This is a genomic window from Burkholderia sp. BCC1985, assembly GCF_905339915.1.
In the GTDB taxonomy this organism is placed as follows: domain Bacteria; phylum Pseudomonadota; class Gammaproteobacteria; order Burkholderiales; family Burkholderiaceae; genus Burkholderia.
This window is the reverse complement of sequence record NZ_CAJPGY010000008.1, coordinates 14,437-30,480: the sequence shown is the minus strand read 5'-3', so window position 1 is coordinate 30,480 and position 16,044 is coordinate 14,437. Positions and strand designations below refer to the sequence as shown.

Below are 16,044 nucleotides of genomic sequence, written 5' to 3'. Positions count from 1 at the left end.
CACAGCGCTTTAGAGATCCAGCACAAGCATTGGGCTTTTCGACCGCGAACAGCACGGCGTGAACTGGTCAGCACGCGCCTGCTCTTCTGCGGTGAGGAACATGTCGCGGTGCTCCGGCGTGCCGTCCAGTACGCGCGTGAGACAGGCGCCACAGACACCTTGCTCACAGGAAGTAGGAACGCTGATTCCATTGGCGGTCAGTGCCGACACCACTGTCTGACCTGCCGCCACCTGGATGATCTTTCCCGTCGACGCGATTTGCACGTCGAAGGCGCCATCACTGCTCTTATCTGTGGGAGCCGCCGCGAAATACTCACGATGCAGCCGCTCCTCGGGCCAGCCTTCCGTCCTCGCGCTCTCGAGCACCCAGTTCATGAAACCCGACGGTCCGCAGACATAGAGGTGCGTGGTAGAGGGGGCGTACTTGAGCAGCGTCGCGAGATCGAGTTTCTGCGACTCAGGACCGTCGTCGTAGTGGAACCGCACGTTCCCAGCAAATGGGGCGGCCTGGATGCGCGCTGAGAAAGCGGTGCGATTGGCCGACCGCGTGCAGTAGTGCAATTCGAACGGCTTGGCGAGGCGTGCCAGACGTTCTGCCATGCAAAGCAAGGGCGTGATGCCGATTCCCCCGGCGAACAGTACGCTGTGAGACGCGTCGTGTGCCAACGGGAAATGGTTTTTGGGCCCGCTGATTTCGACGATCTGTCCAACTTCAAGCGCATGCATCGCGGCTGAGCCGCCGCGCGAATTCGTGTCGCGGAGCACGGCAATTTCATAGCGATGGGCTTCGGCCGGGTTGTTACACAGCGAGTACTGGCGCACCAGCCCGCCTGGCAAGTGGACGTCGACATGCGCCCCGGCGGAAAACGGAGTGAGCGCGCCATCGTCGAGAGCGACCAATTCGAAGCTGCAGATATCGCCGGTTTCCATCAATTTGGCTGACACGCGAACAGATCGAGTTGCTGCATTCATATCAAAACTCCTGATCCAGGGGGCGAAATGCCCGGGGCGGGTTCCCCTGCAGGGTTCTCGTCGCCAACCTCGAGCATTCACATTTTTAGATGCGATACGGTTCGTATTTAAAAATACCATAATGCACACCCGGGTCAAGGGGATTTACCCTCGTCTCCCCGTCGTTCAGACGGGTATGGAAAGTGGCTGCGCTATAGCTAGATGGGTTACAAATCGCCGACGGAAACCCGGTGCAATGTCGGGGGAATCCCGGTTGCACACGAAAGATCCTTCCATTAAAGTGAAACGAAACGAATCGTTCCGTAATGATGCCACGCTGGCCTGGCTGGCGATGGTGCTATCCAGCCCTGGCTGGGGCGGTTTGCAGTGTGCATCTCAGAGAAAAATACGACCGACCTGACCAAGGAGCGAGACATTGGACCAACGCGAATATCGCCGACATACCGACCGATCGTGCAGCGCGGGTGACGGGTAATCCGGCGAAGAAGTCAGTCCGCCCTATCAGCATCGGTATATAAGCTACCCTGAGGAGACGACAGCATGGAATATCTGTTCAACACGTGGTACATGGCGGGCTGGAGCAGTGAACTCGAGAACGACACGCTCCTTGCGAGAAAACTGCTTGATCAGCCAATCGTGATGTTTCGGGATGGAATGAACGTAGCCCATGCGCTGTACGATCGCTGCCCACATCGATTCGCTCCTCTGTCCTGCGGTCGTTTCGTGGCGGATAAAGGCTCGGTGCAATGTGGCTATCACGGCCTGGAGTTCGATGGCTCAGGGCGGTGTGTTCGCAACCCGCACGGAGACGGAAGGATCCCGGCTGCCGCGCGGGTGCGTTCGTATCCGCTGGTCGAACGTCAAAGCGTGATGTGGATCTGGATGGGTGAGCCCGAGCATGCCGATCCATCCCGTATCCCGGACTTTTCCTGTATGGATCCGGAGAACTGGTACGTCGGAAAAGCCTATCTTCGGCCGCGAGCGAACTATCGGCTGGAGGTCGACAACATTCTCGATCTGTCGCATATCGAATTTCTCCATCCCGATTCGCTGGGAAGCGAATCGGTCAGAAGCGCACGAACGGAGGTGCGTCAGGAAGGCGGCGACGTGTGGTCACTCCGCTTCATCGAAAACGAACTGCTGCCGGACGCAGCGTGCGACCAGTTTGGCGTTCCGCGAGGGCTGCGTGTCGACCGTTGGCTCGATGTCCGGTGGAGCGCGCCGTCGAGCCTGCTGCTACTGGGTGGCGCAACGCCGACAGGGCGCCCACGCAGCGAGGCCGTCGGGCTCATTTTCAACAATCCTCATCTGTTCACGCCAGAGACGCAGAGCACGTCGCACTATTGGTTTTCCATGTGTATGCCGAAGAGTGGTGGCGCACAAGCCGAGAAAATCGCGGTCAGCGTGGTCGAATCATTCAAGAGTACTTTCGATCGGGAAGACACGCCGATGCTCGAGAAGCAACAGGAATCGATCGGGGAACAAGATTTCTGGTCGCTCAAGCCGGTACTTCTGGCTGGCGACGCCGCGTCGGTCCGTGTCCGGCGCCTGTTGGACAACCTGATCCAGGCCGAACTGGCTCAACGCCAACTGCAGCCTGCGAAATGAAAGGCGGGCAGCATTCGGCTTGCTCGTGATCCATCGAGGGAAATTGTAATGCTTGAATTGATTGAGTCTCACGGTTCTTTCAGTGGCACACAACGCGTCTACAGGCATCAGTCCCAGGTGATCGGCTTGCCGATGCGCTTCTCGGTGTTCATGCCGAGCGAGGCACAGCACTGGAAGGTGCCGGCGCTGTTTTTTCTGGCCGGACTGACCTGTACCGAGGAGACATTTCCCATCAAGGCAGGCGCGCAACGCTTCGCCGCAGAGCACGGTATCGCCCTGGTTGCGCCCGATACGAGCCCTCGAGGGGCAGGCGTGCCGGGTGAGAGTGATACATGGGACTTTGGTGTCGGCGCCGGTTTCTATGTCGATGCAAGTCAGAAACCTTGGTCGGAGCGTTATCGGATGTATTCGTACGTGCGTGACGAATTGCGCGAGTTAGTCATTTGCAAGCTTCCCGTCGACGGCGAAAGACTTGGCATCTTTGGCCACTCGATGGGCGGGCACGGTGCGCTGACTCTGGCGCTGCGCAACCCCGATATCTACCGATCCGTGTCGGCTTTTGCACCAATCGCCGCACCAATGCGGTGTCCTTGGGGCGAAAAGGCGTTCAACGCATATCTGGGTCCCGATCGCGACTCCTGGAAACAGTATGACGCGAGCGAACTGGTTCGCCGGGCGGCGCGCAGGTTCGAGGAAGGCATCCTGATCGATCAGGGGCTGGCGGATCAGTTTCTCGCGCAGCAGTTGAACCCCGAAGTCTTCAAGGCGGCGTGCAAGACTGCGAATCAGCCGCTAACGCTGCGATGGCACGAAGGATACGATCACGGATTCTTCTTTGTTCAGAGTTTCATCGAGGACCACATCCGTCACCATGCCGGCATTCTGCTGGCAAAGTGAACCGCTCAAGCAGTTGGCGGGACGTTGACGTGGTGGCGCACCCAAACGAAGCATTCCATCGTTGTAACCGATCGCATGAAGGCTGTATTTTGTTTGCGAATTATGATTCGCATTGCGAATTAAATATGAAAAATTTAGTAAAAAATCAAGGAGACGGCTATGTATCGGAAGTGTGTTGGAAGGACCACGGCTGCGATGGCGTCGAGCGTTCTTTTCTCGGTATCGGCCTACGCGCAAAGCAGCGTCACGCTGTATGGCATTGCTGATACTGGTGTCCTGTATCTCAGCAAGACGTTCAATTTCGCGACGGGAGGCAACGGCGGTAAGTTCGTAGGGTTTCAGAACGGGGGGATCGCGCCCGCGATTTTCGGTCTCACGGGCGTGGAGGACCTTGGCGGAGGACTCCAGGCGATATTTAAGCTCGAGAGCGGCATCGGGTTCTCCGATGGCGGCTTCAACAACGGAAACGGAAATTTGTTCGGCCGTGAGGCGTATGTCGGCCTGAAGGGTGGTTTCGGCGAGGTGAAGGCGGGTCTACAGTTTTCTCCGTTCTTTTTGGCTGCTTGGGCGATGGATCCGCGCGCCTTTTCCGAATTTGGCAGTATCCTGGCCATCTATTCCAACAACGTCAGTGTTACGGGCTCCTTCAGTTCGAATGCTATCTCCTATACGAGCCCGGTACTGTCCGGCTTTCAGGGCAGTGCGATGTACTCGTTCGGTGGCGTGGCCGGAAATTTCCAGTCGGGCCGCCAGTACTCGGCACGTTTGAAGTATGAGTGGGGCGGGTTGACACTCGACGCCGCCTTTTTCGACAGCAACGCCGGAGGCTCGGTCGTCACGGTTCCTGCTGGCAATGTGCCATATGTCGGGCGACTGATCGGCGCAGCCTACAAGTTCGGTCCCGTCACTGCGAAGGTCTCGTTTGAAAGTTTCAAGGTCCAAGGCGGGGCAACCAACAACGTGTACGGCGGCGGCGCTGACTACTTCGCATTGCCGCAACTGGATCTCAATGCCGGGGCCTGGTATGTCAGTGACCGCAACGATTCATCGAATCATTCGTTGATGGGCGTCGTCGGCGCGACATATTTCCTGTCGAAGCGCACCGGTGTGTATGCGCAGGTCGGTCTCGTCAACAATCACGGGAAGGCAAATCTGGGACTGACGCCCGGGGCGGGCGCGACGTCGCTCTTTGCGCCATCAGGGACAACCACGGGGGCTACCGTCGGCATCATGCACATGTTCTGATTGTGTGTGTGAATGGCCGGTCCGGCGTTATGCCGTGGACGGCCATTGATGCGCGGCGTGCATGCGAGAGGCCGCCTGCTTACGAGCCGCCGTCGATATCCGGATAGCGGTCGAACGTTTGCTTGACGAGGCGCCGTAGCCATATGTTGGCGGAATCGTCGTGGAAACGCGGATGCCAGTGTTGGCGCAGTGCGAATGGCGGCAACGGTACGGGCGGAGGAACGATTCGCACCGTGCCGAGTTTTGCGAAGACGTTTGCAAGCTCCAGCGGTACTGTTGCGATCAGGTCCGGCTGCGCGTCGATCAGGTGCGGCACGACCAGAAAGTGCGGCGTTGTCAGAAAGACATTCCGTTTGATGCCGTATTCCTCGAACACGCTGTCGTAGGCGGCGCTGGCACGGCCCGTTAGCGAAACGACGATCTGCGGCGCACGTTCGAACTGCGCGCGGCTTATCGTTTTTCCAATGGCCTTGTTGTGCACGCTGACCATCGTCACGAACGTGTGTAGAAAGAGTTGCTGCTGGTACAAGCCGTCAGGTGCGGCGCGCACGGAACCGAGCGCGAGATCGGCGTCGCCCGTGGCGAGCGTGGTTTCGATGTCTTCCAGCGGCACTTGCACGGACCGTATCGAGCAAAACGGCGCGACCTCCCGCAGACGTCGCACGAGTGGTGGCAGGAAGACGAGCTCCCCCATGTCCGTCATGCAGATCACGAACATGCGTCGCGCCGTGGCGGGATCGAAACTCGCCTGTGAGATGACACGCTCCCTCAATGCCGTCATCACTTCCGAGATCGTCGCGCCAAGTTGCACGGCCTTCTGCGTGGGCTCCATGCCCGCAGGTGTCTTGACGAACAGCGGATCCTCGAAGAACGTCCTCAGCCGATTGAGCGCGTGGCTCATGGCGCCCTGGGACAGACCGACTTCCGCCGCCGCGCGCGTGACACTCCGCTCGCGAAGCATCGCATCGAAGAGCACCAGCAGATTCAGATCGAGATCACGTATATGTGCGGCATGCATAGGTTTAATTAATCCCATTAGATTGCTGCATCGCGGATCCGATTCTATCGTTATGGCGCGATGTGCAAAAGCACGTCCTACGATAAACAGGAGACAAGCGATGTTCATCCGCAATACATGGTACGTGGCCGCGTGGTCACACGAGGTGGAAGGCGACAAGCTGTTTTCCCGCACCATCATCAACACGCCGGTGATGCTGTACCGCAAGGAGTCCGGCGAGGTGATAGCGCTCGCGGATCGCTGTTGCCATCGAGGTGCGCCGCTGTCGCTCGGCCGACGCGAAGGCGACTGCGTGCGGTGCATGTACCACGGACTGAAATTCGACAGTCAGGGCACGTGCATCGAAGCGCCGGCTCAGGAGAGAATCCCGCCGCACGCGAAGGTGAGGCAGTTCCCGGTGATGGAGCAGCATCGCTGGATCTGGATCTGGATGGGCGAGCCGGAACTGGCCGATCCGTCGACGATTCCCGACACCCACTGGGTCGACGATCCACAGTGGCGCTCGCTTCCCGGTTACATCCACTACGACGTCAACTACCTGTTGATCTGCGATAACCTGCTGGACTTTTCGCATCTGCCCTATGTTCATCCGACGACGCTGGGCGGCGGAGAGGATTACGCGATGGTGCGGCCGAAGGTGGAGCGTATCAAGGATGGCGTGCGCATTACGCGCTGGACGCTGAACACCGAGCCGCCGCCGTTCGTGAAAGTGGTGCGTGACTGGCCCGGCAAGGTTGATCGTTGGAACATCTATGACTTCACGATTCCCGCGATCCTGCGCATGGATTCGGGCATGGCGCCCGTAGGGACCGGTGCGCCGGAGGGGATCCGCGTGGACGCGGCAGAATTCCACGGTTGCCAGGCGCTGACGCCGGAGACGGAGGGCTCGACTCACTACTTCTTCGCGCACCCCCACAATTTTTCGCTCGATAGGCCGGAGGTGACGCGCTCGATCCATCAGTCGGTGGTGGATGCATTCGACGAAGATCGCGAAATGGTCAGTGCGCAGCACCACAATCTTGCGCTCGATCCCGACTTCAAGATGATCCCGTTCGGTATCGATGCCGCGCTCTCGCAGTTCCGCTGGGCCGTCAACCAGCGGCTCGAAGAAGAGCGCGCGGCCGCTGCGCAAATGAGCGCGACGACGGCGTAACGGGCCGCGCGCACGGTGGCTTTCGCGAGCGATCGTGCGGGAGCCACCGGAAACTGCGGGCCGGCAAAGGGTTCTTGCGATGCACGTGGGAGACGGATCGGCTTCGGGAAGTGCGTCATCCCGGTGGAACGATTTCCGTCGCGACGGGCAAATTACGCCGCTCGCGAAGCGCGTGCTAGCGCAAGCCGAACAACCTGGTTCGCACCGAGCGAAGATGTTCGCGCATCAATTGTTCCGCACGGGTCGGATTGTGCGTCCGGATCGCATCGACGAGCTGCCGGTGTTCGTCGTCGGTATCGTGTCGAGGGCCGGTTTGCGAAGAGAACACCTCTTCCATGCGCGCATCCAAGTTGAGATGCACCTGCACCCGCATCGTGTCGTACAGCATCAGCAGCAGCGCGTTATGCGTCGATTGTGCGATGAGCCGGTGCAGGTGCTCGTCCAGCCGTTTCCATGGCATGAACGGCGCAGTCTCCGCCATGTCGGCGAGGCATTGCGTCATCGCCGCGACGTCGGTGGCCGTCGCATGTACTGCCGCCTGAGCGGCGAGCTGAGGCTCCAGCACGAGCCGGGCGTCCATGATGTCGTCGACGCTGATGGACGAGGACCACGTCTCGTCGTCGGGCTTGACCTGCTTCGGGCCGACGAAGGTACCCTTGCCGACATGACGCCAGATGACACCCTCGTCTTCGAGCCTTTTCAGCACCGTGCGCAACCTTCCACGCGAAACCCCCAATGCTTCGCTGAGTTTCGGTTCCGGGGGCAGTCGCAACGCACCGCTCGTAGCGACGTGGCCCTCAATGTACTCGCGCAGTCGCAGTACATCGTCATCGATCAGATTCGTTTGTACAGACATATTCTCGGCCTCCCGCGCCGGAAGGCTCTTTGGTCGGTTGTGGCTATGCCCCGCGCTTGGCCGCGTGCTGGATCGTTCCGGTTCGCGGCGACGGGGTGGCGATGCATCTGTGTCAGCGGATTGGTGCGCGATTGAACGCATCAATTGCGGACTTATTATCCCTGAAGGGCCTTTATTTGGCTATTGATACTTAGGGTATACGCACATGATGTGAATCAATTATAAAAATGAGGCATTTCAATTGTTGCATTGAGTCGTTCTCGTTGTTAGCATGATGCTCAAGATGAATGAGCTCGGTGTAACCGGGTTGGAGACTCCACATGTTGAACTTCCTGCTGCCGTTGCCGCGCACCGCCGCCGTCGTCGAGCCGGACTCGGTAGCGCGCTCGCCGTGGTCATTCGAGGCCGCGCATACCCACATCAGCTTCTCGATCCGCCATCTCGCGCTCACGCGTACCCCGGGAATATTCAGGCGCTTCGACGCGCAACTGGCGTTCGACGACGGGTGCATCGAGGCATCGCGGGTGTCGTTCGAAATCGATGCGGCATCGGTCGACACGGCTTTCGACCTGCGCGACGAACACTTGCGCGGTACCGACTGGCTGCACGTTGACGTACATCCGAAGATCGTCTTCGTCTCCCGTTCGGTGCGACTGTTCGAAGGCCGCCAGTACGTGATCGACGGGGACCTCACGATCCGCGGCATCACGTTGCCGGCCTTGTTCGACGCGACGCTGATCGATCGCGCGGTGAATCCGTGGACGCGACATCCCGTGGTCGGATTCGAAGCAACGGCGAACATCAGTCGCAGCGCTTACGGCATGGATGCGATCCCGCACGCGCTGTCGGACAACGTACGACTGAAGATCGCGACCGAAATCACACGGGAGCCGTGATCCAGATGCTGCCGGGCGCTCGCATGAGATGCAGCGACTCCGCGGCCCGGTACCCATCCATCGCTCTCGAGCCTGTCGTGCATCGATCGTCTGCTGCGCGGCCGGCTGAGCCCTTCAAGCCAACTATCGGTTCTGCATATGACCATCTCTTCGTTTGCGCCCGTGTTCGTGTCCAGCGAGGCCGCGCGCTCCGTTTTCGTCTGGAAGGACGCGATTCGTGCCCTTCAGTCGGCATACGCCCAATCCATTCCGCCCAAGAGCACACCGCCGCGGACAGTCGCCGTTGCCGGCAAGACGTGGCTGCGCACGCTGCCGGCCGTTCCCATTGGGAGCCGCTACTACGGCGCGAAGGTCATGGGTATGGCGATGGGCTCCGCTTCGCCCGGCGTCGAATATGTGATCGTGCTGTTCGACCAGGAAACCAGCCGAATCGCCGCGTTTGTCGACGGAAACCTCGTGACGGGTTTCCGCACTGCAGCCACTTCTGCCGCGGCGCTGGACCGGCTTGCGCCTGCGAAAGCCGCACGTCTGGCGGTGCTCGGCAGCGGACTCGAAGCGTCGATGCACACGCGCGCGATCGCCGCCGTGCGCGATTTGACCGAGGTCGTGGTGTTCAGTCCGACGCCCGAACGGAGGGCAGCATTCGCGGAAGCCGTCACACGGGATCTCGGCGTGCCCGCACGTGGTGTGGCATCCGCCCAGGAAGCGGTCGAAGCTGCAGATCTCGTGCTGGCCGCTGCCCGTTCGCGTGACGAGCAGCCCATTCTGTTCGGCGACTGGTTGCAGCCGGGCGCGACTGTCGTCTCCATTGGCTCGACGATTCCCGAACAGCGCGAGATCGACGTCTCGGTCGTCGCCCGCAGTGACATCATCGTGTGCGACATGCTGGAAGAGGTGCTGGAAGAGACTGGCGACATGCTCGCCGCTCAGAAGGCGGGTATTGCCTTCCATCAGAAGTCGTTCAGCCTCACCGAATTACTCGCAGGCTCTATCGACGAGCGTTTGAAAGATGCGAAAACACGGATGTACAAGTCGGTCGGGGGCGGCCTGCAGGACATCGTGGTCGCCGGGTTGATCCTGGACAAGGCGATCGAGGCCGGATTTGCCACGACGTTGCCGATCGAATTCGAAACCAAGCGCTAGACACGCGTCTCAACGCTACACCGAATATTCCAGCACCCTGACAAGGAGGACTGCATGGCCCGCTACACCAAAAAGGAAGCGCGCGAATGGGCGCGTGAGCATCTCGTTGGCGTTGCCAACGTGACCCTTCCGACGATGACGTCGGACTTCAAGCGCATCAACGAAAAGGCCGTACGCCACGATGTCGAGCTGGCCATCCAGCATGGCTTTGTCGGCTCGCTGTCGTGTTCGGAGGTCGCGATCACGCTGGAACAGTACGGCGAGTTCTGCGACATCATGGCCGACCAGGCATCCGGCCGGCTCGTGGTCGTCCATCACGCGGTTTTCAACACGCTCGAGGACAACATCGAGGCAATCCGCCGTGTCGAGGCAGCGGGCGCCGACCTGGTGCTGCTCGGTTACCCTCCGTACTTCTATCCGAAGTCGTACGACGAAATATTCGAGTACACCCGCAAGATCTGCGAGGCAACCAATCTCGGCGTAATCATTTTCCCGCTGCCCGCGTGGGGCTTCTCGCGTCTGCATCCGGCCGACATTCCGGTGCCCGTGCTGCGTCGTATGGTCGACGAAATTCCCAACGTCGTTGCGATCAAGGCCGAAGGCGGTTATCCGAACTTCATGTCTGCCATCGAGGTACATCGGGAATTTCACAAGGAAGTGGTGATTTCGTCGCCGCTCGAGCACGAGTTCGTGCCGCTCGCGCAAGTGATGGACATCCCGTTCTGCGGCACGAACTACACGGCCTATTACGGTCCCGTCATGCCGCAGATCTTCAAGCTCATTCAGGCGGGGGAGTTCGACGAGGCCACTCAGCTTTGGTACAAGATCGATCCGGCGCGCAAGGCATTCGCCGGCCTTCCGATGGCGCCGAGTGGCCTTCTCAACCGGATGGCCTGGAAGTATCAAGGGTGGCTGCAAGGGTACAACGGCGGGCCGCTGCCGCATCCGACCCAGCGCATCTACCAGCGCGATATGGCATCGCTGCGCAAGGGCCAAGAGGTCGCCGGCCTGAATCCGACAACCGATGCGGACGAGGCTTTCTTCGTCGGCCGCAACCCAGCGTGAAGGAGCTCTCATGAACGAACCCGTCAAGCTCCCGCTAAAAGACGCTGGCCTGCTACGCCAGGCGATGCTGATCGATGGCGAATGGGTGCACGCTGATAGCGGCGCGACCCTGGAGGTGCGCAATCCTGCGACCGGCGAACTGGTCGCGCGTGTGCCGAATGGCGGCGCGGCCGAGACACGGCGGGCCATTGCGGCTGCCGAACGGGCGATGCACGGCTGGCGCAAGACGCTCGCGAAGGAGCGCGCGAAGGTGTTGCGTACCCTGTATGACCTGATGCTGGCCAACGTCGACGACCTTGCGCTCATCATGACGGCCGAACAGGGCAAGCCGCTGGTCGAATCGCGCGGCGAGATCCTGTATGCCGCGGGCTTCATCGAGTGGTTCTCGGAAGAGGCGAAGCGCGTCTACGGCGATATCATTCCGCAGAACGTCGATGGCCGGCGGATCCTCGCCCAGAAGGCGCCGATCGGCGTTTTTGCTGCGATCACGCCGTGGAATTTCCCGTCGGCCATGATTACGCGCAAGGCGGGCCCCGGCTGGGCCGTCGGCTGTGCCGGCGTGATCAAGCCGGCCAGCCAGACGCCGCTTTCCGCGCTGGCGCTGGCCGTGCTGGCGGAGCGTGCCGGCTTGCCGCCGGGCGTGTGCAACGTCGTCACCGGCTCGGCTCGCGCGATCGGCGGCGAACTGACGTCGAACCCGGTGGTCCGCAAGGTCTCGTTCACGGGCTCGACCGAGGTCGGTGCGCAACTGCTGGCGCAATGCGCCCCGACCATCAAGAAGACGAGCATGGAGCTCGGCGGCAATGCACCGCTGATCGTCTTCGACGATGCCGATCTCGATGCCGCGGTGAAGGGGGCTCTTGCCGCGAAGTATCGCAATGCCGGTCAGGCATGTGTCGCGGCGAACCGGATCCTGGTGCAAGCCGGCGTGTACGATGCTTTCGCCGCGAAGCTCGCCGCCGCGTCCGCGGAACTGAAGGTGGGCAACGGGATGGAGGCGGGCGTGGTCCAAGGGCCGCTCATCAATGAGGACGCCGTCCGGAAGGTCGAAGAGCATATCGGCGATGCGCTGTCGAAGGGAGCCCGCGTGCTGGCGGGGGGCAAGCGTCACGCACTGGGCGGATTCTTCTTCGAGCCTACCGTGCTGGCCGACGTTCCGACGAACGCGTTGATCTTCCGTGACGAGACCTTCGGCCCGATCGCGCCGCTGTTCCGGTTCGAAACGGAAGAAGAAGCAATCGCGCTCGCCAACGACACGCCGTTCGGCCTCGCATCGTATGTATTCGCGCGCGATGTCGGCCGGATCTTCCGCGTGGTCGATCAACTCGAATTCGGCATGGTGGGTGTCAATGAAGGGCTGATCTCGACCGAAGTGGCGCCGTTCGGTGGCGTGAAGGCGTCCGGACTGGGGCGCGAGGGGTCGAAGTATGGGGTCGACGACTACCTCGAGATCAAGTACGTGGCGCTGGGTGGCCTTTGAGTGACGTGTCCGGTGCCGATACGGCACCGGTGTCGATTGCGCGTTCGAAATTGACCATCCGGGGACAAAACGGGGCGACCGTCGCCGAGCGGCGGCCGCCCGGTTTCACTACGACCTGTTGACATCGCAGATGCGAATTAAGGTACGAGCTGTCTTATAATTGGGCGATACCGTTCGCGGCATACGTCAACACGGGACGCCAATGAAGACCAATACCCAGCTTTCCGTTCCCGCACCCGCTGTCGAGCGCGGTGTGGGCAGGCCACGCAGCGAGGAAACCCGCACGCAGATTCTCGCGGCGACGGTCCGTCTGCTCCAGAACAACACCATTCAGTCGATTTCCATTGAAGCGATCGCCAGGGAGGCGGGCGTTGGAAAGGCGACCATCTACCGCTGGTGGGACTCCAAGGCGCTGGTCGTGATCGATGCGTTCATGGAGCATCACATCGTCAAGACGCCGATGCCGCATGATCTGCCGCCCGGTGAAGCGATTGCCGCCCATTTGATGTCGCTGATTCGCGAGTATTCGGGATGGTCCGGCCGGATCGTCGCGCAGATCATCGCCGAAGGACAGGCCGATCCCGCCGTCCTGCGCGAATTCCGTGAGCGCTTCCATTACGGGCGGCGGGCGCTCGTGAGGGAAATGCTCGAGGCATGGCGCAGTTCGTCGCGTATTCCGGCACCGCCCAATATCGAGACGCTCGCCGAGCTGTTGTATGCGCCGGTCTACATGCGCCTGCTGGTCGGCAACGGCCCGCTCGATGAGCATTTCGCGCGCGAGCACATTAGCTATGTGTACACGTTGCTAGGCGTCGAAGTGCCGGAATTGCTCAAGGCCGGCACGCGTCAGAAGAAGCAAAAGCCCGTGACAAAAAGAGTGCCGACCGGCACGCGTTGAGGGTAAGAAAAAGCGTCGACGAGTTGCGCGTGATTGCGACAGACGGAACCATCGATTCGCTGGAAGGGCAGCGAAGGCGCAAGGCCGGTGGCTCCGCGTCTCGCGAGTTCATGCATGCGCCCCGGACGATGTTTTCCTGACGGCTTATCCGGGCTGGTGAAGTAGATGCGGGCGGCTGTTTGAACCCGCGCCCGCCGCTTGTCCCCTGCGCTTCAGGTGCTTGCGCATTTCAACCGAGGCGCGGTCGCTTGCAACCGAAATTTCGAAGAACGGGTCGTTGGCTTTGCGAAGCATGTTCTCGAGCAGTTCGAGCGCCTGCACGTCTTCCCTGAATGCGGTAAAGAGTCGCTCGTGCATGAGTTGCGTCATTGGTTCGTCGTCGAGCCCGAAATCCCGACAGTGGACGATGAAGTAGTGTGTCGATTCGTGGCTTTCCGGCGTGGGCAAGTGCAGCGTCTTGATCGTGAAAAGCGTCCGCTCTGCGGCGGGCAGGGTACTTTCGTAGAACGTGACCTGGACCTCGTGCAGACCCGGCGATACGAATGTCGAAGTCGCGATTCGTGCTGCCGTGGAACTGGAGATTCCGGTCGATTCTGCCCAGACCGGCGGCAACGTCGTCGGAACGATATGGCGCCTGACTGCGTAGCGCCCTTCGTCGACAGACGCCTCGAATGGCGCCTTGGCGTAGTCTGGCGTTCCGAAGCTCTTCGCATGGACGTAGGTGAGATGCGTTAGATCGAGAAGATTCTCGTGCAGGCTCACATAGTTTCCGCTCAGATGCAGATAGCCGTCTGACAGTGCCCATCGGGAAAGATCGAGCGATGCCTCGCAAGGTGGCTCGGTTCGCGGCTCGGATGTCGGGTCCATGTAGATCCAGACCAATGGTCCGATTTCCCGTACCGGATAGCGATGTACGCCAAGCCCGCGGGGGCAGCGTTCTTGTGACGGGACTTCGACGAGGTCACCATTCGCGTCGTAGCGAAAGCCGTGGTATCCGCAGATGACCGTATCGTCATCGAGTGTGCCTGCGGACAGCGGATACGAGCGATGAACGCAACGGTCGTCGAGTGCGACGACCTGTCCCTCCAGCGTCCGGTAGAGGACGACCTGCTTGCCCAACAGAGTACGGGGCAGCAGCGTCCTGCCGATTTCGGAAGATCTTGCTGCCACGTACCACTCATCGAATACGAATGGCGTATCGCGGTCCGCCATGTTGCCGGCACTTGCCTGAGCGGCGGAAATCACTGCTTCGGTGGGTCTTGTCATCGTCTTTTCCTTATCGTGCAAAACGTGAAATCAACAAGAGCGGCACGATTCGTATCCGTTGGCAGACCAGCACTTGCGAGAACCATGGGGCGGTAAGCGCCCTCGTGCCGAACGGATTGGATCCGGTTACCGAGGTGCCGCGGAAGCGGGGGCGAGCGCAGTTTCGGCTCGGCGGCTCGCGTGCCAGAAGCAGAAGGTGCTGATGCCGGCAGCCACGACGATGGTCCACCCGATGCTGCCGTATCCGAAATGGTCTGCCACGGTGCCGCCAAGAATCGGGCCAATGGCGGATCCCGTCATGGCCATGACGGGCGTAGCGGCGACGGCTCTCGTCGACGGGTCGTTGCGTGCAAGGAACGCGAAGATGAACGTATGCGTGAATATCATCACGGTTGGGAAGATCACCCCCGCGAACGCGTAAGCACCGAAGAAGGTCGACCGGGCGAGCGTGAAGCCCAGGGCAGCCTGCAGCACCGGACCGGCAATCATCACCGCCCGGCTGGACACCTTGCGTTCGAGCAGCGCGGCGAGTAGCCCGGGCAACATGTTCACGAGGCCGATGCCGAGCAGCACGTTCATGACCTGACCGGTGCCGAAGCCGTGTGCGAGACCGATCGGCTCGAGGAAGCTGAGCATCATCGAATGACTGACGGTAAGCAGGCTGGTCCCCACCATTGCAAACCATACGCGTCGCGACAGTTTCGGAAGCTCGCGCGGTGCGCCGTCGGGCGATGTCGCTGCCCGGCGCTCCGGAAAGCCCGCCAGGGCGGCAAGCGCGGCAATGAGCATGATGGCGCCGAGAACGACGAACGCCACCTGCCCCCCGAACGCCGCGATCGCGTGCGGCACTGCGCCGAGGAACCCCAGCGACAGCAGGCTGAGCACGGTGAAGCCCGTCGCGATCAGACGGTGCGGATTGGGGCTTGCGCCAATCGCGGAATGGGTGAACGACAGACCGCATCCAACCGCAAGACCGCCGACAATATGCATCGCCAGAAGGGCCGCATAGTCCCGCGTCAGTGCCATCGCGAAGAATGCGGTGGCGGCGACGGCGAAGCCGACGGGCACTGCAATCGTGCCGCGGATGCGATCGATTCGCGGAGCGATCGACAGGCTGCTTGCGACCACGGCGCCGAGGAAGGCGGTAGCGAGTGCGCCGGCCCGTTGCGGATCGAGCCCGTCATGTCGGATCAGGACGATCCCCACCCACACCGGCAATGCAACGACATCGATCATGCCGGCACAGTGGCCCAGCACAAGCGATATCCGGCTTTTCAATCCGTCAATGGATCTGCTCATCATGTCTCCGGTGGGCGGCGCCCTTAGTTTATATACGAAACGGAGTGTCTCGTTTATGATATGGTAGCCGTGATGCCGTTCGACGATATTGGGTCAAACCCGCGGCGCGACTCGACGAGGCCGACCGCTGAAACCTGAACCGGGGACGCTGGAAACGCCTCATGCTGCAGATTCCCGGCTCGATAGATCGGATCGGGAGCCGTGCCGAAAACGATCGAGATAATTTGGATACGACGTGTATTACAATT

Annotated in this window: 14 protein-coding genes; 9 read left to right on the top strand and 5 right to left on the bottom strand. The window is 60.8% G+C overall.

Annotated features, from left to right (window positions below):
* Window positions 1–9: 9 nt before the first annotated feature.
* The gene (locus U4Z31_RS10060; protein ID WP_321810173.1) at window positions 10–972 is read right to left on the bottom strand and encodes a PDR/VanB family oxidoreductase; all 963 of its coding nucleotides are present in this window, start codon (window positions 970–972) and stop codon (window positions 10–12) included.
* A gap of 540 nt (window positions 973–1,512) precedes the next feature.
* Here U4Z31_RS10060 and U4Z31_RS10055 point away from each other — a divergent pair.
* From U4Z31_RS10055 to U4Z31_RS10045, 3 genes are all read left to right on the top strand, one after another.
* Window positions 1,513–2,580 (top strand): aromatic ring-hydroxylating dioxygenase subunit alpha, encoded by a 1,068-nt coding sequence (locus U4Z31_RS10055; RefSeq protein WP_321810172.1) that lies wholly within the window; start codon window positions 1,513–1,515, stop codon window positions 2,578–2,580.
* Window positions 2,581–2,628: 48 nt separating this feature from the next.
* Complete coding sequence (gene fghA / locus U4Z31_RS10050) at window positions 2,629–3,477, top strand: S-formylglutathione hydrolase (RefSeq protein WP_321810171.1); 849 nt, start codon at window positions 2,629–2,631, stop codon at window positions 3,475–3,477.
* 195 nt (window positions 3,478–3,672) lie between these two features.
* Window positions 3,673–4,722, top strand: coding sequence for a porin (locus tag U4Z31_RS10045; RefSeq protein WP_321810170.1), 1,050 nt, complete (start codon window positions 3,673–3,675; stop codon window positions 4,720–4,722).
* A 79-nt stretch (window positions 4,723–4,801) separates the two neighbouring features.
* Here the strand turns inward: U4Z31_RS10045 and U4Z31_RS10040 are convergent, their stop codons facing one another.
* On the bottom strand, window positions 4,802–5,740 hold the full coding sequence (locus U4Z31_RS10040) for a LysR family transcriptional regulator (protein ID WP_321810169.1): 939 nt from the start codon (window positions 5,738–5,740) through the stop codon (window positions 4,802–4,804).
* Between the two features lie 100 nt (window positions 5,741–5,840).
* Here U4Z31_RS10040 and U4Z31_RS10035 point away from each other — a divergent pair, with 100 nt between their 5' ends.
* Entirely contained in the window at window positions 5,841–6,893 is a 1,053-nt protein-coding gene (locus U4Z31_RS10035) for an aromatic ring-hydroxylating dioxygenase subunit alpha (RefSeq protein WP_321810168.1), read from the top strand.
* Between the two features lie 175 nt (window positions 6,894–7,068).
* On the opposite strand, the gene U4Z31_RS10030 is transcribed toward U4Z31_RS10035, so the two are convergent.
* Window positions 7,069–7,749: a FadR/GntR family transcriptional regulator gene (locus tag U4Z31_RS10030; RefSeq protein ID WP_321810167.1), complete on the bottom strand. Its 681-nt coding sequence runs from the start codon at window positions 7,747–7,749 to the stop codon at window positions 7,069–7,071.
* Window positions 7,750–8,069: 320 nt separating this feature from the next.
* Between U4Z31_RS10030 and U4Z31_RS10025 the strand changes: the two genes are divergently transcribed.
* The 5 genes from U4Z31_RS10025 (at window position 8,070) to U4Z31_RS10005 (ending at window position 13,231) form a co-directional block, all read left to right on the top strand.
* Window positions 8,070–8,645 (top strand): YceI family protein, encoded by a 576-nt coding sequence (locus U4Z31_RS10025; RefSeq protein ID WP_321810166.1) that lies wholly within the window; start codon window positions 8,070–8,072, stop codon window positions 8,643–8,645.
* Window positions 8,646–8,783: 138 nt separating this feature from the next.
* Window positions 8,784–9,788: an ornithine cyclodeaminase family protein gene (locus U4Z31_RS10020; protein ID WP_321810165.1), complete on the top strand. Its 1,005-nt coding sequence runs from the start codon at window positions 8,784–8,786 to the stop codon at window positions 9,786–9,788.
* Between the two features lie 54 nt (window positions 9,789–9,842).
* Window positions 9,843–10,853, top strand: a complete 1,011-nt coding sequence (locus U4Z31_RS10015) for a dihydrodipicolinate synthase family protein (protein WP_321810164.1) — start codon at window positions 9,843–9,845, stop codon at window positions 10,851–10,853.
* A 10-nt stretch (window positions 10,854–10,863) separates the two neighbouring features.
* Complete coding sequence (locus U4Z31_RS10010; protein WP_321810355.1) at window positions 10,864–12,333, top strand: NAD-dependent succinate-semialdehyde dehydrogenase; 1,470 nt, start codon at window positions 10,864–10,866, stop codon at window positions 12,331–12,333.
* Between the two features lie 202 nt (window positions 12,334–12,535).
* Window positions 12,536–13,231, top strand: a complete 696-nt coding sequence (locus U4Z31_RS10005; protein WP_321810163.1) for a TetR/AcrR family transcriptional regulator — start codon at window positions 12,536–12,538, stop codon at window positions 13,229–13,231.
* A 144-nt stretch (window positions 13,232–13,375) separates the two neighbouring features.
* Here U4Z31_RS10005 and U4Z31_RS10000 read toward each other — a convergent pair whose 3' ends face one another.
* A complete protein-coding gene (locus U4Z31_RS10000) occupies window positions 13,376–14,497 on the bottom strand; it encodes an aromatic ring-hydroxylating dioxygenase subunit alpha (protein ID WP_321810162.1) in 1,122 nt (373 codons plus the stop codon).
* Window positions 14,498–14,623: 126 nt separating this feature from the next.
* Window positions 14,624–15,796, bottom strand: a complete 1,173-nt coding sequence (locus U4Z31_RS09995; RefSeq protein ID WP_321810161.1) for an MFS transporter — start codon at window positions 15,794–15,796, stop codon at window positions 14,624–14,626.
* Between the last annotated feature and the right edge of the window lie 248 nt (window positions 15,797–16,044).

What these genes read in the sequence shown, in the direction of transcription:
- U4Z31_RS10060 (WP_321810173.1), bottom strand. Translation starts at nt 972, where the DNA reads ATGAATGCAGCAACTCGATCTGTTCGCGTGTCAGCCAAATTGATGGAA.
- U4Z31_RS10055 (WP_321810172.1), top strand. Translation starts at nt 1,513, where the DNA reads ATGGAATATCTGTTCAACACGTGGTACATGGCGGGCTGGAGCAGTGAA.
- fghA (WP_321810171.1), top strand. Translation starts at nt 2,629, where the DNA reads ATGCTTGAATTGATTGAGTCTCACGGTTCTTTCAGTGGCACACAACGC.
- U4Z31_RS10045 (WP_321810170.1), top strand. Translation starts at nt 3,673, where the DNA reads ATGGCGTCGAGCGTTCTTTTCTCGGTATCGGCCTACGCGCAAAGCAGC.
- U4Z31_RS10040 (WP_321810169.1), bottom strand. Translation starts at nt 5,740, where the DNA reads ATGCATGCCGCACATATACGTGATCTCGATCTGAATCTGCTGGTGCTC.
- U4Z31_RS10035 (WP_321810168.1), top strand. Translation starts at nt 5,841, where the DNA reads ATGTTCATCCGCAATACATGGTACGTGGCCGCGTGGTCACACGAGGTG.
- U4Z31_RS10030 (WP_321810167.1), bottom strand. Translation starts at nt 7,749, where the DNA reads ATGTCTGTACAAACGAATCTGATCGATGACGATGTACTGCGACTGCGC.
- U4Z31_RS10025 (WP_321810166.1), top strand. Translation starts at nt 8,070, where the DNA reads ATGTTGAACTTCCTGCTGCCGTTGCCGCGCACCGCCGCCGTCGTCGAG.
- U4Z31_RS10020 (WP_321810165.1), top strand. Translation starts at nt 8,784, where the DNA reads ATGACCATCTCTTCGTTTGCGCCCGTGTTCGTGTCCAGCGAGGCCGCG.
- U4Z31_RS10015 (WP_321810164.1), top strand. Translation starts at nt 9,843, where the DNA reads ATGGCCCGCTACACCAAAAAGGAAGCGCGCGAATGGGCGCGTGAGCAT.
- U4Z31_RS10010 (WP_321810355.1), top strand. Translation starts at nt 10,864, where the DNA reads ATGAACGAACCCGTCAAGCTCCCGCTAAAAGACGCTGGCCTGCTACGC.
- U4Z31_RS10005 (WP_321810163.1), top strand. Translation starts at nt 12,536, where the DNA reads ATGAAGACCAATACCCAGCTTTCCGTTCCCGCACCCGCTGTCGAGCGC.
- U4Z31_RS10000 (WP_321810162.1), bottom strand. Translation starts at nt 14,497, where the DNA reads ATGACAAGACCCACCGAAGCAGTGATTTCCGCCGCTCAGGCAAGTGCC.
- U4Z31_RS09995 (WP_321810161.1), bottom strand. Translation starts at nt 15,796, where the DNA reads ATGAGCAGATCCATTGACGGATTGAAAAGCCGGATATCGCTTGTGCTG.